This window comes from Sphingobacterium sp. ML3W (assembly GCF_000747525.1).
Classification (GTDB): Bacteria; Bacteroidota; Bacteroidia; order Sphingobacteriales; family Sphingobacteriaceae; genus Sphingobacterium.
Window position 1 is genome coordinate 873,096 of sequence record NZ_CP009278.1, and the last position, 24,353, is coordinate 897,448.

Annotated in this window: 14 protein-coding genes; 4 read left to right on the forward strand and 10 right to left on the reverse strand. The window is 38.2% G+C overall.

Going from position 1 to position 24,353, the window contains the following annotated elements:
• Positions 1–22: 22 nt before the first annotated feature.
• From KO02_RS03940 to KO02_RS03975, 9 genes are all read right to left on the reverse strand, one after another.
• Positions 23–2,404, reverse strand: coding sequence for an ABC transporter permease (locus tag KO02_RS03940; RefSeq protein ID WP_038696031.1), 2,382 nt, complete (start codon positions 2,402–2,404; stop codon positions 23–25).
• A gap of 131 nt (positions 2,405–2,535) precedes the next feature.
• Positions 2,536–4,908 (reverse strand): ABC transporter permease, encoded by a 2,373-nt coding sequence (locus KO02_RS03945; RefSeq protein WP_038696033.1) that lies wholly within the window; start codon positions 4,906–4,908, stop codon positions 2,536–2,538.
• 180 nt (positions 4,909–5,088) lie between these two features.
• The gene (locus KO02_RS03950; RefSeq protein ID WP_038696035.1) at positions 5,089–7,494 is read right to left on the reverse strand and encodes an ABC transporter permease; all 2,406 of its coding nucleotides are present in this window, start codon (positions 7,492–7,494) and stop codon (positions 5,089–5,091) included.
• Between the two features lie 52 nt (positions 7,495–7,546).
• Positions 7,547–9,952: an ABC transporter permease gene (locus tag KO02_RS03955; protein ID WP_038696037.1), complete on the reverse strand. Its 2,406-nt coding sequence runs from the start codon at positions 9,950–9,952 to the stop codon at positions 7,547–7,549.
• A 60-nt stretch (positions 9,953–10,012) separates the two neighbouring features.
• Positions 10,013–12,412, reverse strand: a complete 2,400-nt coding sequence (locus KO02_RS03960; protein WP_038696039.1) for an ABC transporter permease — start codon at positions 12,410–12,412, stop codon at positions 10,013–10,015.
• A gap of 50 nt (positions 12,413–12,462) precedes the next feature.
• A complete protein-coding gene (locus KO02_RS03965; RefSeq protein ID WP_038696040.1) occupies positions 12,463–14,865 on the reverse strand; it encodes an ABC transporter permease in 2,403 nt (800 codons plus the stop codon).
• A gap of 115 nt (positions 14,866–14,980) precedes the next feature.
• A complete protein-coding gene (locus tag KO02_RS03970; protein ID WP_038702102.1) occupies positions 14,981–15,658 on the reverse strand; it encodes an ABC transporter ATP-binding protein in 678 nt (225 codons plus the stop codon).
• A gap of 91 nt (positions 15,659–15,749) precedes the next feature.
• Positions 15,750–15,911 carry a hypothetical protein gene (locus KO02_RS23720; RefSeq protein ID WP_158500262.1) on the reverse strand — a complete coding sequence of 54 codons (162 nt, stop codon included), beginning with the start codon at positions 15,909–15,911 and terminating at the stop codon, positions 15,750–15,752.
• Between the two features lie 292 nt (positions 15,912–16,203).
• On the reverse strand, positions 16,204–17,457 hold the full coding sequence (locus tag KO02_RS03975) for an efflux RND transporter periplasmic adaptor subunit (RefSeq protein WP_038696042.1): 1,254 nt from the start codon (positions 17,455–17,457) through the stop codon (positions 16,204–16,206).
• 323 nt (positions 17,458–17,780) lie between these two features.
• Between KO02_RS03975 and KO02_RS03980 the strand changes: the two genes are divergently transcribed.
• The 4 genes from KO02_RS03980 to KO02_RS03995 all read left to right on the forward strand — a co-directional run bounded on the left by KO02_RS03980 (position 17,781) and on the right by KO02_RS03995 (position 22,720).
• On the forward strand, positions 17,781–19,082 hold the full coding sequence (locus KO02_RS03980) for a TolC family protein (protein ID WP_158500263.1): 1,302 nt from the start codon (positions 17,781–17,783) through the stop codon (positions 19,080–19,082).
• Positions 19,083–19,099: 17 nt separating this feature from the next.
• Entirely contained in the window at positions 19,100–20,461 is a 1,362-nt protein-coding gene (locus KO02_RS03985; RefSeq protein WP_038696046.1) for a sigma-54-dependent transcriptional regulator, read from the forward strand.
• Between the two features lie 2 nt (positions 20,462–20,463).
• Entirely contained in the window at positions 20,464–21,780 is a 1,317-nt protein-coding gene (locus tag KO02_RS03990) for a sensor histidine kinase (RefSeq protein WP_038696048.1), read from the forward strand.
• 412 nt (positions 21,781–22,192) lie between these two features.
• Positions 22,193–22,720, forward strand: coding sequence for a hypothetical protein (locus tag KO02_RS03995; protein WP_038696050.1), 528 nt, complete (start codon positions 22,193–22,195; stop codon positions 22,718–22,720).
• Positions 22,721–22,795: 75 nt separating this feature from the next.
• Here KO02_RS03995 and KO02_RS04000 read toward each other — a convergent pair whose 3' ends face one another.
• Complete coding sequence (locus KO02_RS04000) at positions 22,796–23,959, reverse strand: BamA/TamA family outer membrane protein (RefSeq protein WP_038696052.1); 1,164 nt, start codon at positions 23,957–23,959, stop codon at positions 22,796–22,798.
• Positions 23,960–24,353 lie beyond the last annotated feature (394 nt).

Here is a 24,353-nt window from a genome sequence, read left to right on the forward strand (position 1 = left end):
CTCTTTATTTGAATATATGAAATCATTCGTCTCTTAAACTGTTTACAGGGTTAACGATTGCTGCTTTGATAGATTGAAAGCTCACGGTAAGTAATGTGATTAAAAGAGTCAAAATACCCGAGAGAAAAAACACTGATATCGGTAGGGTAGTTCTAAAAGCAAACTCCTGAAGCCAGTTTGTAGCAAAATATAAAGCAATAGGTATGGCAATTATATTTGCTATAATAACCAAGATGAAAAATTCCTTATTGAGCATTTGAATAATATTGAATACTGTTGCGCCGAGCACCTTTCTAATTCCAATTTCCTTGGTTTTCACTTTTGCCGTATACGTACATAAACCTAAAAGTCCTAAACAGGATATTAATATTGTTATTATTGCAAAGAAATTAAAGATTGTGCCTTGTTTTTGGTCAGTAGTATACAATTTTTGATAGCTTTCATCTAGGAAATTGTAAGTGAAAGGCATATCATTATAATATTGCTTCCAAACTTGTTCCATGACATGTATAGCAGCAACAGTTTTATTTTCATTTGTTTTTATATAAAGCTGCCAAGCATCTTTTGGATTAAACTTGAAGACGATAGGTTCGATCTTCTGACGTACACTAGCATAATTAAAATCCTTTACAACACCAATAATGGTTCCCGGTACAGTTCTGATTCTCAAACGTGTGCCAATAGGATTTTTTAATCCCATTTCTCTGACAGCCGTTTCATTAATGATGAAATGAGTAGAGTCCGCCAATGAACCGGTGAAATTTCGTCCTTCTAATAGTTTTATCTTAAAGAAATCGAGCGTATGTTGATCTGAATGTGTAATATTAAACCAAAGATTTGACTTTGCAGGTTTTCCCTCCCAATCGTTATCTCCTGTAGCATCACCACCATAAACCATATCTCGGCCAAGTCGGATGACATCACTTATCCCTTCGTTTTTTAGCAATTCATTTTTGATAGCATCAAAATGTTGCCCCATTTTTGGACCCATAGGAACCGAAAAGATATGACTCTTTTCGTAACCGAGATTTTTGCTGCGTATAAACTCTAATTGCCGACCGATTACAAGAGTCATTGTTATTAGAACAATAGAAACAGTAAACTGCAAGATGACCAATACCTTGCGAAAACTTGATTTCTTTATACCAAGATTACCTTTTAATACCTGGATAGGGTCAAAAGTTGAAAGTAAAAATGCAGGATAGATACTTACAAGCAGCAATGTACCAACAAGTAAGATCAAGATATAGCACCATAAATTAATCTGATTTATATGAAGAGATAGCTGTTTACCAGAGAAGCTATTGAAAAGCGGGAGGAAAATGAAAACAACGGTTAGTGCTATTGCCACAGCAAAAAGGAATAACATCGTAGTCTCTAAGATGAATTGAAAAAAAAGTTCTTTTCTTCCTGCACCTATAATTTTGCGAATACCAACCTCTTTTGCACGATATAAGGAGCGCGCGGTCGACAGATTGATGTAATTAATACTTGCTATCACCAGAATCATCAGGGCAACGCCTATAAAAATATGTACCGTACCGATTCCACCATCGCTGCCATCCATGTGGTACAAGTGTACTTGAGACAAAGGTTGGGCCACATAGGGTACAGGTGTATCCTCTGGCTTATTGCGTTCATGTATCTGCTGTAATTTTTGGGTTAAAGCAGTTAAGTTCGCATGCGGTGTTAACATCAGATAAGTCTCAAATGAAAAACTAGACCAATCCATATCCATTGATGACAAATAGGTCTTATTGTCGTAGGTGGTTTTCTTTTTTATATATGCTTGCTCATTGAATCTCGAAATGGGAAGAAGGACCTGAAATTGCATACTCGAGTTTTCGGGGTAATCTGCTATAACACCAGACACCACACATAGCTCATCTACTCCAATCGTGACAGTCTTACCAATTGCGTTTTCATCACCAAAATAACGACGAGCGGTACTTGCTGTGATGATGATCGAATTGTTGTCAGGAAATGGTAACTGCTTGTTGCCTTGAATTAAAGGGAAACTAAAAACAGAAAAGTAGCTAGGATCTACAAAAGCGAAACTTTTTTCGATAAATCTTTTTTCTTTATACTTGATAGGAGCATCACCAATTTTGAATATACGTACGGCATCTTTAACTTCCGGAATCTCTTTTTTTGCAACAGTTCCGACAGGGGCAATAATATTCTCAAAGATTTTTTTAGATATTCCAGTGCCTCCTTCAATGCCTATTTTGTAAATAACCCGCTCATTCTTATGGAATCGGTCGAAGGATAATTCATCCTGTATCCAAAGCATGAGAAATATGCCTACGACTAGTCCCGCCGACAATCCTAAAATATTAATGGCAGTATAGAATTTATTAGAAAAAATACTTCGCCAGGCGATTTTGATATAATTCTTTATCATGATTGGTCGGTTATTAAATCGATTGGGTCAATTAATATTATCTTTTTTTTTAACATAGAAAGCCGTCGATTTCAATAAATCGACGACCTTCATTCTTATACTTAACACTTAACAAACTCAACATATTATAATTACTCATCCCTTAAACTATCGATGACATTTACCTTCGCTGCTCGTATAGCTTGATAACCAATGGTCAATCCTGCTAGCAGTAGTGCGATGCTTCCACCGATTAAGAACAACCCGATATTCAAGTCCGTTCTAAAACTAAAATTGGTCAACCATTCATTTGAAAAGTACCAAGATAAGGGGCCTGAAATTAAAATAGAAATGACCAATAAACCAACAAATTCTTTTCCCAGTAATTGAACGATTTGTGGTATGGTTGCACCTAAAACTTTGCGGATTCCGATTTCTTTCACTTTTGTCTGGGCTGAATTGGCCGCTAAAGCTAAGAGTCCCAGTGAAGAAACAAAAATTGCAATCGAAGCAAAGATGTTGAAAAGCAGTCCGGTACGTAAATCCGACTTGTACATCTGATCAAACTTACTATCCAAAAAAGTATATTCAAAAGGTTGTTCCGAAGGATAACTATTGTAAATCGTTTTTACTTTTTCAATCGCTTTTTGTGCATTTAAAGCTGTGGTTTTGATATACAATGTACCTGCGAAACTATGTGTCCAAAAGACCATCGGACCAATCGGTTTTTTCAAATTATTGAAGTTGAAGTCCTTCACTACTCCAACGACTGTCCCAGGTACGTCATGCAACGACATTTGAGCTCCCACATAAGGTTGTTTCAACCCCATCTGTTTGGCCATGGTTTCGTTGATAATATAACTTGAAGAGTCAGCAGGCACACCTTTGATATTACCACCCTCAACAAATTTCATACCCATTAATGGAATGAAATTTTTGTCTATAGTAGCTCTACCAACAATGAGCGAATAATCTTTTGGACGGTTTGGCCAATCGATATCGCTGGTAGAATTGCCATAACTCATGGGGTCGTAAAAACCATTGATGGAATAAGAAACAATGCTAGGATCTTCGGCAAGTTTAGCAGCTACAGTGGATTTATTTTCAAAGGCCCCTTCATTCAGCTTTACAGTAAAAATATACGAAGTGTCGTACCCTAGGTTAAATTCACGGATAAATTTCATCTGTTTTTGAATGACTAAAGTACAGATGATCAAAATAATCGAAGTTACATATTGAAATACGACCAAAGCTTTTCGAAAAATACTATTATTAGGCTTCGATGATTTACCTTTTAATGCTGCTATTGGTTTAAACGAGGATAGTTGAATGGATGGGTAGATGCTAGACAGTAATACTGTCAACAATAATGCAGACCCAATTAAAATCCAAAGTGCAGGATTATACAGGTTAAAAACCATTGATTTCCCAGAGATGCTGTTGTACGCAGAGAAGGATAATCCAACCCAGAGAGCGGCGACAAAAGTCGCTATAATAAAGGTTAAGAAGGTTTCGGCCATAAATTGAAAGAACAACTGCTTTCGACTGGCTCCTACAATTTTTCGGATACTGACTTCCTTCGCCCTATCCATAGCTCTGGCAGTAGAAAGGTTGACATAGTTGATAGCACCAATAAACAATAATAGCAAGGCCACTATTCCAAAAATCTGCACCATGCGCAATGCCGATTTATTACCGTCTGGAGCGATCAAATGCTGATCAGTAAGTGATCCAAGTTGGAAGGTAGTCTTTGTATCTCCTTTCCGTGCTTTGATATATGCGTTATTAATGTGTGCAATTGCTTGTTCCGGATCAGCTGCTGGATTTAATTTTAAATAGGTACTAAAGTAATAATTACCCAAATCTTCATCAATCGTTTTCCATGCCCCATTGCCACCATTTTCAGTAAATGATTTAGCAAGATATCCCATGGGAAATATAGCATCATATTTGATTGATGAGTGTTGAGGCATATCCGCAAAGATCCCTGTCACTAAAAATGGTATTTTACCTAATAGGAGCGTTTTGCCTAAGGCATCTTGTCCATTGAAAAGTTTTTGACGCAGCGTTTCGCTAATGGTGACCTCGTCTATGTTTGTCAATAAATTAGGCTTACTGGATTGTAGAATAGGGAATGAAAAGAACTTAAAGAACGAACTATCAGCATAGGCTATCGCAAGTCCCGTATAGACGTCTTTTTGCTCCTTTAAACTTATGATTCCATAATCTTCAGTCGCTATCCTGACAGATGTTTCAATGGCAGGGACGTCTTTTGCATAAAAGCCAACAGGGCCAGGTGTACTATTGGAAATTTGTTCCTTATCTCCGTCTTTCCAAATGTGATGAACATTGTAGATACGTTTGTAATCTTGGTGAAACCGGTCATAACTAATTTCATCCTGTACCCAAAATAAGATCAAGATGGCAGCCGCAATACTGATGGAAAGTCCTAAAATATTGATGGCTGTGTAAAACTTACTTTTTTTAAGATTACGCCATCCAGTTTTGATATATTTAAAAATCATAAGGAAATTATGTTCTAGTTGGTAGTTATCACTTTTCGAATTTTCTATTTAATTTTAAAGTCCAATACCTAAGCCATTGTTTTAATTCGCTCATATATAGATTTTTAGCTATTTTTTTTCATTCGTTAAAGTGTACGCTTACGAACACTTAGCGTTCGTAAGCGTACACTTTAAGAAAAGTTACTGATCCCGTAAACTTGTTACTGGATTAGCTTTAGCTGCTTTTAAAGCCTGGTAACTGACTGTTAACAAGGCAATGAGCAAGGCACTTACGCCAGCTACGGCAAACATCCACCAATGCATATCAATATGGTAAGCAAAATTATCCAACCATTTATGCATCGCCCAATACGCGATAGGTGTCGCGATACAGATAGCAATAAAGACAAGTTTGATAAAATCAAGAGACAATAATTGTATGATTCCAAAAACACTTGCTCCCAAGACTTTACGAATTCCAATCTCTTTAGTACGTTGTTGCGCAGTATAAGTAACCAGACCTAAGAGTCCTAAACAGGCAATAAAAAGAGCAAATCCTGAAAAGGTGGTGAAAATTCTTTGGAAGCGGTAATCTGCTTCATATTGACGTTTAAAACTCTGATCCAAAAATGTATAATTAAATGGAATCTGGGGAGCGAGACCTGTCCAGATCTTTTCGATTCGGGCAATAGTTTCCGGTTGATTTGCTTGCTGTAATTTAATCGTTATAAACTTGCTGCTCGACGGCTCTAATCGTAAAGCAAGTGCTTCAACCTTATTATGTAGAGATAGGTAATTAAAATCTTTTACAACGCCAATAACCTGTCCCTCTTTACCCCATTGAGCAAATCGTTTCCCAATAATCTCCTGCGGATTGCTATAACCCCAGAGTTTAGCGGCAGCTTCATTGATGATCATGGAATGCGCAGTGTCGGCGGGAAAATCCCGGGAATAAGCCCGTCCTGCCACCATTTCAATACCCATGTTAGGGATAAAATCAATATCCACCTCAAAAAGTGCAGGACCCATTTGAACCATTTTTCCTTCAGTAGATTCTATCTCTGTGCCAGCATTAGGGAAAAATGTACCCGGAACACTGCGCGATGATGATACCGCAATGACGTCTTTATCTCTCTTAAACGTATTTTTAATTGCTTCTAAATTTTTGTTGACCTCATCGTCAAAATTATAATCGATAACAAGCATCTGATCTTGCTGAAAACCAAGATTCGTATGTTGCAGGTGATATAATTGTGAAAAGACAATACAGGTTCCTGAAATAAGCACAATGGATAAACCGAATTGAAAGATCACTAATCCTTTTCTTAAAAATTGGCCTCCAGCAGCAGTTTTAAATGTTCCCTTTAAAACTTCAATAGGTTTAAAACGCGCTAAAATAAAAGCAGGATAACTGGCTGCAACAATACTGGTTATCGTCACAATACCCAAGAAGATACCGAGTGTGGTCAAATTGAATAGATTGCTCCAGGCAAAGTGTTTTCCTGCAAAGGCCTCCATGGAAGGAAGAAGAATGATAACCAATAGCAACGCCAGTAATGCCGCGATAAAAACTAAAGCTAACGATTCACACATAAATTGAAAGATCAAATTACGGTGGTTTGCACCGATAGCTTTACGGACACCTACTTCTTTTGCTCTTTCCATAGATCGGGAAGTCGCCAAATTCATGAAATTTACACAAGCTATAAAAAGGATAAATAGACCTATGATGGCAAATATGTATAGATTCTGTACACTACCTGTTACACCGGGCTGTCTACCTGCAGCCGAATGCATATACGCATCCAGCATCGGTTCAAGATAGAATTTAAATTTACCTTTTGCAGAAGGAACATGCTTTTCGAGAAATTGAGGAATTTTCTGATTAAAATTAGAAAGGTTAAATTGATCGGATACCAGTATGTAGGTATAAAAATCGACATATCCCCAAGAGTCAAAAACATCTGAACGCGCTTGTTTAAATGTACTCATCGACAACAAGGCATCAAATGTAAAGTGAGAGTTGGTAGGCACATCTTCAATAACCGCTGTGACTTTGTATAGTCCCGGGTCTGCACGTCCAGCGGCAAGTCCCCCTTCAAGTGTTTTGCCAATCGGATTTTCATTGCCAAAATATTTTTTGGCTGTACTTGCTGTTAAGACAACAGTATAGGGTGCTGTCAAAGCGGTTGTTGGATTACCAGCCAATACTTTCCAGCTAAAAACATCAAAGGCAGTAGAATCCATGAAAAAGATACGTTCTTCTTGGAATACCTTTTCTTTATTTTTTAAAGAAATAGAGGTTACTCCTGAAAATTGAACCACATTTTTGACTTCTGGAAAATCTGCTTTTAAAGCTGGACCTATAGGGGCAACCCCCCATACATTATGTCTGATTAGTTTTTCGTTGTCTTCGAAAGAATTGATAACGCGGTAAATACGGTCTTTTTTAACATGGTATTTATCATAAGATAGCTCATCATGAATATATAAGACGATTAATAAACAGCAAGCTAAGCCTATGGCTAACCCAACGATGTTGATGGAAGAGTAACCCTTGTTTTTCCAAAGGTTTCTCCATGCGGTTTTTATATAGTTCTTAATCATTTTTTATAATTTAGGTAGTTAATTTCGTTGGAGCATTTAAGCTTTAATTGCATTATTCATCTTTTAAACTATTAACGGGATTGGCTATTGCCGCTCGGATGGCTTGGGTACTGACCGTAAATAAAGCGATGATGATGGCTAGAAGTCCTGCGACAGCAAACATCCACCATTGCACCTGGATACGATAAGCAAAGTCTTGCAACCACATGTGCATCATCCACCAAGCTATAGGCGATGCGATGATGATGGCGATGAACACCAGCCGGATAAATTCGAAGGATAACATCCGCGCAATATCGGATACCTTAGCCCCGATGACTTTTCGAATCCCGATTTCTTTTTTACGTTGATGTGCAGTGAATATGGCCAAGCCCAGTAGTCCCAAACAGGCTACAAAAATGGTCAGTGTCGCAAAAATGGTTAAAAGCTGTCCAGTCTTAAGTTCCGATTGATAGGTTTGGTTATAGCGCTCATCAAGAAAAGAATAGTCGAAAGGAAGATCTGAAGGAAAGGCATTGTACTGCTGTTTTACTGTTGTCAGTAATTTTTCCATGTTTGTTGCTTTGGTTTTGATAATCAGATTTCCTGCCTGATCACTTAAGACCATCACTAAGGGAGCAATGGTTTCATGTAGGGGCTTGAAATGAAAATCTTCGACCACACCAATCACCTGTAGTATCTGATTATCCTTATCAGTCAATGTTCTTCCAATGATATTGTCATTCCACCCCAGATTTTTAGCTGCTGTTTCATTGATGACTACCGAAAGGCTGTCGTTACCATATGTCTTTGAAAAATTGCGTCCCTCCTTTAACTTCATTCCCATGGTAGGAATGTATTGATCGTCTACATCATATCGCAGTGTTTTTACCCATTGATTTGGGCTCTCCTTAGGGTAGATGAAAAAATTGTTATTATAGGTCGCTCCAGCGGGTAGGTAAGAAGAGTGGGAGATATGTAATATCCGACTATCTTGAGCCAATCGGTCTGCAAATGCTTTTTCATTTGAACCTAAAGGCCAACTTTGAACAATAATAACATTTTCCTTATCGTAACCCAATTTGATATGGCGCATGAAATCCAGTTGGCGGCTAACCACGACCGTACAAAAGATCAAACCCACTGAAACTATAAATTGAAATACCACGAGACCACTCCGTAGTCCCAAACCTTTTGTCGAAACATTAAATCTGTTTCTTAAGATCATTATTGGATTAAAGGAAGATAAATATAAAGCAGGGTAGCTACTCGAGAATAATCCAATCAGTAAACCAAAACCAATTAACATGGGAATGGTTGTAAATGGAGATAGCTGTTGTATCTCTAGCGATTTTCCTGAAAAATGATTGAATACTGGGAGGCTGAGCAGGACAATAACCACTGCCAATAGGAGTGCGATATAAGTGATGAGAATCCCCTCTGTGAAAAATTGGATCAATAACTTTTGCTTTCCCGCTCCCAAGACTTTTCTTACGCCAATTTCTTTAAATCTTTTAGATCCACTGGCAGTGGATAGGTTCATGAAATTGATGGTAGCGATCAATAGCATAAAAAGGCCGATTACGCCAAAAATGTAGAGGTAGCTGATATTTCCAGAAGGGCTTAGGTCGTAAACGAAATCGGAATGTAAGTGGATATCGGTTAAAGGTTGCAGGTAAAGTCCAATATTATTTCCAGTTTTTTTATAATCCTCATAACTCATTCCAAAACCAGCCATAAACTGTGGCCCTACATGTTTATCAAATAAAGAAGCGAGCTTGCTTTCAACCTGTTTTAGAGAAGCATCCTTTTTCAATAGGGCATACGTATAATATTCGGAGGTCATCCAGGAAGTGGACCTAGCATCTTCGAGGGCTTCAATAGAAGTGAAGATATCAAAATTGAAATGAGAATTTTTGGGGATGGCCTGCATCACACCTGTTATTTTTAAAATAGACTCACTCCCTTTCATCGGCAACTCTTTTCCGATTACATCAATCGTATTGAAGTACTTTTGAGCCATTTTTTCAGATATGATGGCGGTATTAGGTTCTGCCAGTGCCGTCAGCATATCTCCTTTTAATAAGGGTAATGTAAACATGCTAAAGAAGGATGCATCCACATAAGCCAGCTGCTCTTCGTGGAAAACTTTGTCACCAACTTGAAATAGTGGGGTACCACCTATTCGTAGACGGGCAGTTTCTTGGACATCCGTTAATTCAGCCTTCATGGTAGACGCTACAGGCGGCATGACATGAGCTTCCTTGATATCACCCCCTTTTACATTTCCTTTAAAAACAACACGAACGATGCGGTCGGCTTGTTTATTGTACCGATCATAGCTGAGCTCATCCGTAATATATAGGCTGATGAGTAAGCATGTCGAGATGCCTAAAGCCAATCCACATACGTTGATTAATGAAATCGAAATATTCCGCTTTAGGTTTCTTACTGCTATTTTGATGTAGCTCTTGATCATGGCTGTTGTTTTTTAAGATGTTATCATGGATTTATGATTTTAACCTTTATTCATCTATCGCTATTCATCACGTAAACTTTCTACGGGGTTTATAAGGGCGGCTTTTAATGCCTGATAGCCTACTGTAATTAAAGCAATGCTTAGCGCAAATACCCCAGCGACCGCAAATGACCACAATGGAAATGTAATCTTATCATTAAAGTCTTGTAGCCAATGAGAGAATATCCACCAAGCTATAGGGGTCGCGATAAGTAAAGACAGGATAATTAAGCCTATAAATTTCGTGGAGAGCAATTGAACAATTTTAAAGGAACTTGACCCTAAAACCTTCCGAACGCCAATTTCTTTTTTTCGTTGTTCCGCAGTGAAAGCAGCCAATCCAAATAAACCCAAACAGGCAATAAAAATGGTGAGCACTGAGAAGGTTGAAATGATATGGTTTGTTCGGTTTTCCGCTGTGTAATATTTCTGGATGTGTTCGTCTAAAAATTGGTAATCGAATGCCACTTCAGGGAACTGCTGATTGAATAATTGCTGTATCTGAGCGATATAAGATGGTACGCTTTGCGTATCGTAACGAATGAGTAAGTAGCGGTAGCTTTCATTCGGGCTATTGGTGCGATAATACATATAACCACCTACAGCATCTTTTAAACTTTGAAAATTAAAGTTGCGTACCACCCCTACAATAGTTGTGCGGGGAGATAGTTCAGTGGGAATAATCTGTCCCACAGCCTCATTGGGGTTTGTATAACCTAAATAAGACGCAATCACTTCATTGATCAACATGTAGCAGGAGGAATCCGTAGGTGCTAAGTCATTCGGTAAATCTTTCCCAGCAATGAGGTGAAGACCAAGGGTAGGAACTACGGCTCCTAAACTACTGGAGGTATTGACCGGTAAGCCTTCTTTAGTCTCGCCAGGACGATGGATTTTTTTGCCACTTTCACCAAAACCTGGGAAGGTCTGTAGCGTAGCAATACTTTGGGTACCAGTCAAACTTTGAATGGACTCATTTAAATTTTTCAACTTATCCATCGATGTGATGTAACGTATTGGCATCGTAACGATGTTGGTTGGTTGATAGCCGAGGTCCTTTTCAGAGATATGATGCATTTGTAAGGAAATAATGATAACACCAATAATCAAAACAATGGAACAGGTGAATTGGAATATAACCAATCCGTTACGAAGGTACTGTGCAATTTTACTTTGCGTGATGCTGTTTTTCATCAACGAAAGGCTTGGGATATTGGCCATCACGAAGGCTGGATAACTTCCCCCCAGGAGTGTTATGATGAACCATATGGCCAAAGAGATACCTATATTCGCCATGCTGAGCAGGTTAGCAATGGTAATGTCAGAGCCAATGACATGGCTGAACGAAGGGAGGGCTATTATTGCCAACAACAATCCAAACATAATGGAAAAAAAGGCGATAATTCCTGTTTCAAGGTAAAATCGCAACTTGATTTGGTTGCGGTGGGCACCCAATACTTTATTAATTCCGACTTCCTTACCATTTTTTTGGGAGCGGGCAGTCGCTAAGTTCATGTAGTTAATGCAAGCGATAAGAATAATAAGAAAAGAAAGGAAAAATACAGTATTTACCGTTTTCATATTTCCTTTACGGGTGGACATATTATCCCGTAAATCCTGTGAATTTAGGTAAACATGCGATAACGGTTGTAAATGAAATTGGGTCAAGTATTGATTCTCTTTTGGTACATATTTATCAATGAGAGCGGTCGCCTTTTCTGCTATGATTGTAGGGTCAGCATGTTTGTTCAACAAACAAAAAGTAAAATAGCTGGCATTGGACCAATGGACATTTTTACCCATCCACGAATCCAGGATATTCAGGAAAATGTCTCCTTCAAAAGAACTATTCACCGGGAAGTCCTGAAATACGCCCGATATGTTGAGTGTATCTCGCTGATTGATGATTATTTTTTGGTTTAATGCAGGTTCTTTACCAAATATTTTGTCCTTCTTACTGGAAGAAATGACGACACTATTGGGGGTCGAAAAAGCGGTAAGGCTATTTCCTTCTGTAAATTCCACATCGAAAAGATTAAACAGGGAAGAATCCGTGAGGTAAATGTTTTTTTCAATGAAATTATGATCATTAGCACGAATAGAACCAAATCCAGTAAAATCTAAGCGTACCAAACGAGCAGTTGTATTTACTTCCGGAATGTCACTCTGCATTGCTGGGCCAACAGCATTAGGAAGGTTACTCCATTTTTCGTGATTGTATTCAGCATTTGCCTGCATGATGACACGATAAATGTCAGCCTCTTTCTTAAATTGTCCATTATAACTTAATTCTTGACGGCCATAGGTAATCAATAAGATAGCAATGGCTAAACTGATGGCTAAGCCAAAAATGTTTAGCATACTGAAAAAACGATTCTTCCAAAGGCTACGCCAAGCGATTTTGATATAATTTTTTAACATGGTATTTTTTATAACACTAATTTTATTGCCTGTAAAGGCACCATTACTTTTTACTCATTCCTCAGGTTGTCAGAAATATTCGAACGCGATGCTTTTAAGATATGGACACCTATCGTACAGGCTGCGATGACGAGAAGGACAGCAGCAGAAATCGTGAATAGCCACACATTAAGCGATATCCGGTAGACAAAGCTTTGTAGCCAAGCATCAGCTGCCCACCAGCCAAGAGGGAGAGCAATCAATACCGCCAATGCCACAAGTCGAATAAAATCCTTACCAAGTAAAATACCTAGATCGCCCAAGTCTGCACCCAATATTTTACGGATACTGATTTCTTTCGTCCGACGTCCGATCAAAAAAGCGGTAAGCGCGAAAAGGCCCACAATGGCCAACGCAATAGCCGTAAATCCGAAAAAGGTAACAATGCGTTGCAAACGGATATGACTGGCAAATAATTGCTGAAAATTTTCATCTAAAAAGGAGTAGCGGATGCCTAAACCTGGTTCGATATCTTTCCAAAGTTTTTCAATTCCCGCAACCGTTTTGTGGCTATCACTGCCAGAAATTTTAATCAATATGGCACCACCAGATTGAAAGTAACAAGCTTCATTACCAATGGTGAAGACTGTAGGTTGTATTTCTTGCTCAAAACCCGATACATTGAAGTTTTTTACGATTCCAACCACTTCAATAGGGATGCTGTCACAACCAAGGTAGCTGATATACATCCCGCCGTTTGCGTGTTGAAGGCCTAGTTTATAAGCAGCAGCTTCATTAATAATCGCCGAACGGGTATGTTGGTCCCCATGGTTATTATTGAATAACCTACCGTCAACTAAATCGATATGGAGTGTTTTAAAATAATCCTGACTAACCTTGACCGATCCCATGCGATACGATTCACCTTTATGTTTAAAGTCTGTGGTCGACGTATCCGATAAAACATCGCCAGGTACTTTTGTTGTTTTCGCTACGGACTGTACCCCTGGGATACGAAGCAGTTCATTTTTCACCTGATCAAAATTCTCTTCTCGAGTTTTCATCATGAATGCCTGTACACGTAATACCTGTTCGCTAGAAAAACCCTTGTCCGAATGCTGCATATACGTTAATTGACGGTTGACAACAACGATGCTGATAATGAAAAAAGCAGCTACCACAAACTGAACCACGATCAACCCATTGCGCAAAGCAAGCCCCTGTTTACCCGTAGAATAATCACCTTTAAGTACCTTTGTCGTATTGTAGCGCGAGAGGAAAATAGCGGGGTAAAGACCAGAAAGTAAGGTGACTACTAGGAGACATCCGATGACTTGGGCTATTAATGTCCAAGAAGAACCTAGTCCGAATAAGCTTAGCGATACGTGGAATTCACGATTGAAATAGGGAATAGCGATGCTCAGAATTAAGATGGATAGGAGTAAAGCGATGATACATTGCAACGCAATCTCGATCATAAACTGCCAAAATAAATTACCTCGGCTGGAACCTAATACTTTTTTTATACCCACTTCCTTAGCACGACGCAAAGAGGAAGCAATGGAAAGGTTGCTGAAGTTAATCGCACCAGTAAAGAGCAACAATATGGCTAAAATGAGTAAAATGGAAATCGTACTAATTTGACTGCTTCCATACTTGGGGAAGTTATGGATATCATGTACCGCGTCGACAAAAAGACTTTCACGATTAGTAGATTTGATATACTCCGGATAAGTTTTTCCTTTTTCTTTCTGTAGTCTTTCCCTGTAGTAGATCTGATCGATGGCAGATTCTAGCTCATTTCCCGCTAGGACATTTTTGGTTTTGACATAGGTATGGAATGACCAATTTCCCCAATGATAATTGTCATTTTCAAATGGCGAACGGTGTACGATTTCAATAGCTAAGTGGGTAGGTCCTTTTGGATTTTCCATAACGGCAGTGACCTCCAACTCAAACGAATTGAATACTTTAATGGTTTTTCCTATTGGGTTTTCTTTTCCGAAAAACTTGGATGCCATTGCTTCACTGATGACCATAGCATTGGGTTTTTGCAGTGGATTTAAGGCATCACCCGCTACGATCTTATAAGGAAACACGTTGAAAAATAGCGAATCAGCTGAAATCATACCGCTTTGTGAGAATGTTTTTTCACCCACCGAAAGGGGTGCTTCAAAAGTGGCATCTGGCGAAATCTTCGTACTTGCTTCTATTTGTGACCCCTTTTCTCGCAACAAATTTGCCAAAGGAGCTTGTGTGTTGGGAGAAATATCGCTCTCGGCTTTACGTAGAGAAACTTTGTATACTTTTTCCAACTCCGGATCCCAACGATCATAATTCAGCTCATAATTGAGGTATAATAAGATGATCAAAAAACTGGTTAAACCTACGGTTAGTCCAAGAATATTGATGGCCGAGTATCCTTTGATTTTCCAAAGGTTCCGAAAGGTTAACTTCAAATAGTTCTTTATCATATTATTTCGTGTTGGAGTATGGATATCTCTTTTATTTTTTGCTGAGTATCACTAAGTGATATGGTTCTAATGTATTGTTATGGTATTTGTCCTCAATCAGTGTATGCAATTCTCTTTACAAAGCTGCTGTCTCCATAATCACCTGCCCATCAAGCATGCGGATCACACGGTCTGAAAATTTAGCATCATGCTCACTGTGGGTAACCATCACGATCGTTGTACCTGCTTCATTCAATTCGGTCAATAATTGCATAACTTCATTACCATTATTCGAATCCAAGTTACCTGTAGGTTCATCGGCCAAAATCAGTTTAGGATTATTGACCACCGCACGAGCCACGGCAACACGTTGTTGCTGTCCTCCAGAAAGCTGTTGTGGAAAGTGATTGCGACGGTGCATAATCTGTACTTTTTCCAAGACCTCTTCTACACGACGCTTGCGCTCAGCTGCAGGTACGTTGGTATAAACCAAAGGAAGTTCAACGTTTTCAAATACCGTCAGTTCATCAATGAGGTTAAAACTCTGAAAGACGAAACCAATATTGTGCTTGCGCAAGTCCGAGCGACCACGCTCTTTGAACTTAGCCACTTCAATATCATTGAACAGGTAGCTTCCTTCATCCAAATCATCTAAGAGACCTATGATATTGAGCAAAGTCGATTTACCACATCCTGAGGGGCCCATGACGGCAACAAATTCACCCTCTTTCACATGGATATTCAAATTGTTGAGTGCCACGGTTTCCACTTCTTCTGTACGGTAGTACTTTTGAAGGTTGCTGATTTTGATCATATTTTTTGTGCTCATAGCTAAGTGTATGTTATTTCAGTTATCAATGGGTAATTAAGTTTATTTTTACGTTGTCTTCCATTTTATTCAGGCCTTATTCGTCCCGTAACGTTTTAGTTGGATTTGCTAGGGCAGCCCGTAAGGCTTGTGAGCTTACCGTTAGCGTAGCAATTGCTAGGGCAGCTAATGCGGCCAGGGCAAATACAATCCAACCTATTTCTATTTTATAATGATAGGAGTTTAACCAGTCCTGCATAAACCACCAAGCGAGCGGAAAAGCGATGAGACATCATTTCGGGTCACTTCATTCTCCACCCATAGAAAAATCAGAGACGCTGCCGCAATTCCAATGGCTAGTCCAAAGATATTCAGAAAGCTATAACCTTTGGTTTTCCAGAGATTACGAAAGGCGGATGTGAAAAAATTCTTAATCATTTTAATGCATGTTTTGGTTAATCAGTTTAGGGCTCATTCCAATGAACATTCTATACTTTTGTCCTCTTTTTCTGTTTTTTTTAATTAAACGCGTGTATACTTTTTGATGACCACTATCGTTTGATATTCAGTTCCTGCACTTTGTCATAAGTTTCATAACTCGAAACAATAACTTTATCTCCAGGTTGCAAACCTTTAATGACTTCGTAATACTCTGGATTCTGTCTACCCAATTGGATGTCTACGCGATAAGCAGTTGTTCCATTTTTATCTAATTTGAAGATCCAGTTACCACCAGTTTGTTGGTAGAAACCTCCTTTAGCCAGTAAGAGCGCCTTGGTTTCATCGCTTAAAGCCAATCGAATCTGTAAGGTTTGTCCACGGCGAATACCTTTAGGTACTTCATTGATAAATTCCATGTCGACTTGAAAGCGACCATTGGTCACTTGTGTATAAACCTTTTTGATACTCAGTTTATAGTTTTTATCACCGATGCTGAATTCTCCCTGTAAATCTGGAAAGATCCGGCTGATATAATGTTCATCGATATCTGCCCTAACTTTGAAGCCAGTCAATACATCGATCTGCCCTAATCTTTCTCCAGCATTCTTGTTTTGCCCTATTTCCGCGTCAAATGAAGTCAGTTGTCCATCAACAGGGGAACGGATGACCAAATCACCTATTTTTCGTTTCATTAACTCCAACGCACTTTGTGTGCGGTGATAAGTCTCTTTATCCTGATTTGCTTTTTGGTTCGTTGAAACTTCATCTTGCTTTAAAATCTGTTTAGTCAGATTGACACGCTCTTTTTGATAATTATATTCATTTTTAGATTTTTCAAATTCTTGCGAACCAATAGCTTTCTCGTTCAATAATTTTTGATTTAACTGATATACCCGTTCAGCCTCTTTATAAGCCTGCTCTACATCAGCCATCTGATTACGGTTGTTGATCGAAACCTGTTGTGCATTGGTTTGAGCAATCTGAGATTGCGTAAGTAAGTTTAATACCTGGGTTTCCTGTTGTATGAGGTTGAGTTCCTGATCCATGTTGGAAAGACGCATAATGGGATCACCTTTTTTTAATATTGCTCCATCTTCTACATATTTTTCCTCCACACGGCCTCCTACAGAAGCATCTAGATAGATGCTGCTAATCGGTAGAACACTACCGTTAATGGGTATAAATTCCTGAAAATTGTTGTTGGTAACCTCCACGATAGAGATACGGTCTGCCTCAACATTCAGCTTACTGTTTCCACTTGTAAAATAAAAACTAGCTGAAATAAGACCGACCAAACCTGTGATACCTACCAAGGTTAATATGCGTTTATTGTTCCACTTTTTCTTCTCTAAGGGTCTGTCCATAATTCGTATCAATTTCACAAGTAACTATGAAAGCTGTGCCATAAATATAAGTTGCTGTTAATTAGTTATTTGGTTGCTTTAGCTAATGGTCGCACTGTTCGATTACGGACACTAGCTGTACGTAGTCGAACATCCTGTATAAAAACAGTGATTAAATTGGATACAATTCCCCAAATAAATCCATCCAAGGACAGGTGTTCGTAATCGAACACCTGATTGTACGAAGATGAACATGTATCATTAACCGTATTTGTTATTGCGCTGATAATTAACTTCTTGTTTGTTTGGCATGGCCTATGGTTAATGAATCAAAAATATGGAATATGAAACGAATCGTCCTATATAGTATATGCTTTTTTTATAGTTTGACACATATACATGCTCAAGAACGCTCACTTGCCGAATGTGTGCAATTGGCCGTACAGGAAAATCCGACCTTGTTACAAAATGGATATGAAGTTAAGCGTGCGAATATCCAACTGAATCAAGCAAAAGCCAATCGCCTGCCAGATGTCAATGCCAATTTAAACCATGGCTTGAGCTCCGGACGCTATTTGGATAAAACACTCAATCAATACACCACAACCAACAATTCTTCAGGTGGCTTTTCAGTAGGGGCCAACGTTCCTATTTTTAATGGGTTTCGTATTTTACATGATATCCGCATGAAAGCAGATGCAAAAGCAGCAAGTAAATTGGAATTTGATACCCAAATCAATGAATTAAAACTGGATGTTATTGAAGCGTATATCCAAATTTTAACGGCACAGGATGTATTGAAACAATCGGAATTACAAACTGAAGTGACAGAAGAACAGTTGCGTAGGGCAGATGTGATGCATGCGGAAGGTGCATTTGCTCCGGGGGATTATTATGATTTAAAAGGTCAATATGCGAATGATATCAATACGATCGAAAATAATAAGCAGCTCTTATATATGAATCGGCTACGCCTTGCTAATTTGCTTAATCTAGAAGAAGTGGATTTAGGAGAATTGAAACCTGTGGAGCTGAAGCATGATGCCGAAATCAGAACTTCATCACAATTATATGCCACTGCCCGCGAAAGTTTGCCCATCATTCCTGCCTTAGACTGGCGGATAAAAGCAGCTGAAAGAAATATCAAATTAGCAAAATCGAGTTATTGGCCATCACTTTCTTTAAGTGCCGGATTGTCGACAAACTATTCCAATGTGGCCGATTTTGGTTATTGGAAACAGTTTAATAATAATTTAGGAAAATCTGTATCATTAAATCTAGCGATTCCGATTTTTAATAATCTAGCGGTCTATAATCAGGTGAAATTAGCTAAATTGGATTTAGAGACGACTAAACTACAAAAGGAAATTGCCTTAAATGAGCTACGAATGGAAACTTCAAAGGCTGTATTTAATCTAAAAAATGTAAGCAGTAATATTGTACACTTAAGGGAACAAGAGCAGAGCTATACCGAATCGTTTCGTATAGCACAAGTTCATTTTGAAGCCGGGAATAGCAATTCTGTTGTCTTCTTGACCGCAAAGAATAAATTGGACAATAGTCGGAATCAATTGCTCGTGAAGCAGTATGAATGGTTATTGCAAAAATATATCAATGATTACTATGCAGGCTCTTTGAATTTATAACTACCTTAGATTTGTAAATGAAAAAAGCAGCTATATTGGTCGTTGATGACGATCAAGATTTATTAACAGCCGTAAGGATACTACTCAAACCGAAAGTAGGGCATGTCCAGGTGGAACCTAATCCAGAAAATCTGATAGGACACCTAGATAAAATGGCCTATGATCTGGTATTGTTGGACATGAATTTTAAAAGTACAATCAATACCGGTAATGAGGGTTTATTTTGGCTGTCTCGAATAAAAGAAAAATACCCAGCTATTCGGGTCATTATGATCACAGCTTATGGAGCAGTGGATCTCGCTGTTAAATCACTCAAACAGGGAGCTTCTGATTTTGTCGTGAAACCATGGGTAAATGAACAGCTATTAACGACCATATCGAGTACTTTATCTGAGAATAAAAACCAGGAAAAAAAATTAAAAAATGATTTTTTAAGTGGAAATGGTGCCCCAGATATTATTGGACAATCTGTTATTATGGATGAGCTCCAATATAAATTGGAGAAAATAGCACCTACTGACGCTAATATTCTTATTTTAGGAGAGAACGGAACAGGGAAGGATTTAATCGCTCAGGCTATTCAAAAACGATCGCTCCGTTCACATGAAGTCTATGTTAAAGTAGATGTAGGATCGTTGACTGAAAGTTTATTTGAAAGTGAACTGTTTGGTTACAAAAAAGGCGCTTTTACAGATGCTCGCGAAGATCGCCAAGGTCGTTTTGAAGCGGCTCATGGTGGCACCTTGTTTCTGGATGAAATTGGTAACATATCGCTACAGCAACAGGCTAAACTTTTGACGGTTCTCCAAAATCGGTATGTAACTCCGTTAGGGTCACATCAGATGATACCTGTTGATATTCGGTTGATTACCGCTACAAATGCCACTCTAAAAGTGCTCGCAGATGAAAATAGATTCCGAAAAGATTTGATTTATCGGATCAATACTGTTGAAATTCAAGTGCCACCCTTACGACAAAGGGGACAGGATGTTCAACTATTGGCAGAATATTTTTTAGGACTCTATGCTAAGAAATATAATAAGCGTATTGATGGTTTTGAATCCGATGCATTGAAAAAGCTTTTTGCTTACCATTTCCCTGGTAATGTGCGCGAGTTACAATATAGTATAGAACGTGCAGTCATCATGGCTGATGAGGTGAGTATCACTGGGAATGATATCTTTTTCTCCCCAATTGAACAATTACCTGAAGAAAAACCTCTCGATGTGTCAATTTCTGGTAGCAATTTGGAAGAATTGGAACGGAAAGCGATTAAAGCAGCCATCGAACGGTTTAATGGAAACATTAGCAAGGCTGCCAAAGAATTGGGCTTAACGCGAGCTGCTTTATATCGGAGATTGGAAAAGTATGATATTTAATAATGGGTAATCGATTGTTGATTTTCTTTAAATTACTCTTTTTGCTGTTAGGATCTGTGGCAACAGCCTATCTTTTGATATTAGGCATGCATCTATATGCTTTTCTAACTTTTATGCTTCTTCTTGTTTTGGCTTACCGCTTCTATCAGCAGTTCCATTTCCTATCCAAACAGTTGGTTGAGTTTGCCGAAGCGGTTAAATACCATGATTTTACACGAAGATTTGTTGTTAAAAATCCTAAAACGGAACAAGGACAGCTTTTTACTGCTTTTAATCAAATCAACAGTACTTACAAAGAAATCAGCATTGAAAAAGAAATTCAACATCAGTATCTGGATCGGGTAATCAATATGTTGAATTCGGCCATTATCTTTTATCAATTGGACAATGGTAAAGTCATGTGGGTCAACGACGCTTTTAAGCAGTTTTTCCATATGCCACATTTAGGGAATATTGCTGCTTTGAAAAAAAAACATGCGGAGCTTTATGAAAAAACGATGCGTCTGAAGGTAGGGGAGCAACAGATGGAGTCCGTGCAATCGAGTAAAGGAAAAATAAAGCTACTCATTCAAAGCTCTAGTTTTGAAACGCAAGAAGCGGTATTTCGAATTGTAGTTTATCAAAATATCAATGAAGCCATGGATGAAACGGAAACGAAAGCATGGCATAAGCTCCTTAGAGTGTTGACGCATGAAATCATGAATTCTATTGCTCCAATCAGTTCATTGGCAGAAACTTTAAATGGTAGACTGGATCATTTCAGGGGTCAGGAAGATATTGAGGATTTAAAAGTTGGTATCTCTACAATCCAAAGAAGGAGCCAAGGGCTATTGCACTTTGCAAAAAGTTATCGGATGATCAATAAAGTGGATGAACCGCTGCTGATACCGATCTCTGTGGCCCAGCTCTTTGAGCATATCTATCAATTATTGGAGCCCACGATTATTCAGAAAAATGTAGATGTTGATATCATTCTTAAAAATACCAGATTGGTGCTGCATGCTGATGTTAATCTGATCGAACAGGTTATCATCAATTTGATGTTAAATGCCATAGATGCTGTCAAAACAAAAGACGATGCTTATATCAGTCTATCTGCGGTTGAGGTAGACGGTAAAATACAGGTGAGAATCGAAGATAATGGCATTGGTATTCCTGCTGATTTACAGGAACAGATTTTTACGCCCTTCTTTACCACGAAGAAGACTGGGACAGGAGTTGGGTTGACCCTGAGCAAGCAAATTATGCTACTCCATAAAGGGACGATCTTTGTGACTAGTGAAGAGGGAAAAGGAAGTGTTTTTATTCTGCAATTTTAAATCATTATCAAAACATTGCTTAGGTATACCTCCAATCAATAGTATCTTTAATAGTCATTGCATAAAGATTCTTTCTTTCTTTCACTTGTTTGAGGGATGTTCCATGTGAAAAATAGCTGTTCCTAAAAATGCACCTACTCTTCTTTTAACTTACCAAATTTCAGATGCTTCATGTTACATGTTTACAATGAAAATTAAATCCCTATTCTATAGGGATTGGCTTATTACCAAAACTGTAATTAAGAGGGTACTAATATGGGGTTAACAGGGGGTTAGTAGGGGGTTAATAGGGGTATACCCCTATTAACCCCCTACTAATCCTAAGTAAGTACTTTGTAATAGCTATGTTAATCTATAATTTGGTACCTACTTGGTTGGAAATTGTAGCACTCTATGTACATTTGTACCCGAAATGCATTATTATTTAAAATACTTACGCCATTATTTAGTTTCCCATAGTCGGCATGGTACGCATTCACCTTTTGTATATCGATTGGTGGATGAGGTCCTTTATCAGAGACCCAGCTCAATTGCGGTCGAAGCTGTTCCTTTAGTGTATAAAAGGGGAGGGAAGAAGGCTGTGAAAAAATTTTTGTTCTTGGAACGCTTGTTGAAAGCATTTGCATTTGAGGAATTCAAAATAGCGGACAAATCAATGCAGCATGATCTTGTGCAATTATTTGAACGTCATAGCCATGCCTCGTCTAAGAGAACTATTCATTATATCAATACTGATGCAGATTATTCAGAAATATTGGCAGACGTTGCTGAACATGATATCCTGATTATAGAAGAACCACATCTATCTGAGAACAGGGAAAAGCATTGGGAATTTTTAAAAAGAGCTCAAAATGTTGTCGTAACGATTGACCTTTTTCACCTGGGTTTGGTGTTTTTTAGAAAAGGGCAAAGAAAAGAAAATTTTCTGATTCGTTTTTAAGGGGAGAAGCGACCGCTTAGAAAATAAAGTGATCACCTCCATATAAAGGTGATCATTGAAATAACTATAATCTATTTAAAAAGCTTCACTTAGTGATAAATAAAAGCCTGATTGTCTTTTTTCGCCAGGACGTTGTTCACCATATGCATATTCGAGACGAATATTACTGCTATGCTCTAAGCTAAAGAAATAGCGTAGTCCACCACCATATGAGGGAACAAACCTCGCTTGGTATTCTTTTGAGAATACGGATCCCAATCCTGTAAAGCCCGCGATTGCAAATCGAGGATGAAACCTGTATCGAAGCTCAGCTTGTGACGCCAAGTAATTTTTATCCTTGTACCGACCTATATAATAGCCTCTCATCATCATATCACCGCCAAGGTCACGATAAGCATAATAAGGTACTGTCTTACCGAACGTACTTCTATAGATTGCTTGTCCAGCAAGTGTCACTTTTTGATGCAAAGGAAAAAATACACGCAGATCGGCATCGAAATTTACACCTTCAAAATCCTCCTTAGTCCAAAGTTTTGGAGCATATGCCAATTTTGCGCGTGCATAATAGCCTTTTGTCGTATAGGATACATTGTTTCGGTTATCGTATAATTGTGAGATTCCCACCAGCAGTTGTTGGCCGCCTGCTTTCCCCAGTAAAGGAGCCTCGTTGAAAATACCGTCGGTTTCTTTGTCCCTAAATTTAAAATAATCGTATTGTAAATTTATACCCGTATAGTATTTAGGAGCAATCTTTTTTTCCACTTCAATCTTAGCACGAAATAATTTTTGACTGATCAAATCTTCATCTGCCTTTTTGGTATCCATGCCAATACCATAGAAATTGGAAGGCCAATCGCGGTATCGGATTTCAGAGATAATGTGGTAATCATTATTAGTAGTCCAAAGATCTGCTTGTAATTTTATATTGGATTGTTTTTTTGAAGTATAGGTTCCCATCAATAGTATATTGGATGACCTGATGCTGCTGTCTTTTTTATTTAAATAAAAATTGTAATTACTGGCGACGCCATATTCAACACCTGTTTCCTGGGCATAACCCAAAGCGGGCAAAATCATGAAAACTCCAGATCGAGTGGAATCTTTTTCTGTGGAAAAGACTTTTTTGACAATTTTTTTGACAGGGTTTTGAGCTCTTAATGTTTGTGTATCGGTGATGAAAACAAGGAGTAGTACTGAAACTAATATATTGATGACCTTTTTATGATCTTGATTTTGCATGGCCAAACTTAGATAAATTTGTTTTATTTACAATTTTTATTGCGTCATATATAGAACAAATTTATGCATCCACATTTATTTAATGTTACATATGATGGCTTTGGTTTAGCAAACTCACCTCTGCGATCAATAATTATTTAATAACGGGAATAGCGAATTTTGTGCCAACATTATAAATCGCAAGATTTCAAGTGAATTTTATTTATCTGCATATCAGTGGGGTTGTGAAAAAGTGTAGTTTTTTTTAAATAAATATTTTTGTAATGTGGGTTTAGTGTATATCTTTGCATCAGCAAACAGGGAAATAGCGCTGCTACTGACCGAAAGTTTGATAGTTCTTTTAAGAGTGAAAAAAAATAAAAAAAAGCTTGCACATATCAAAAATTAAATAGAT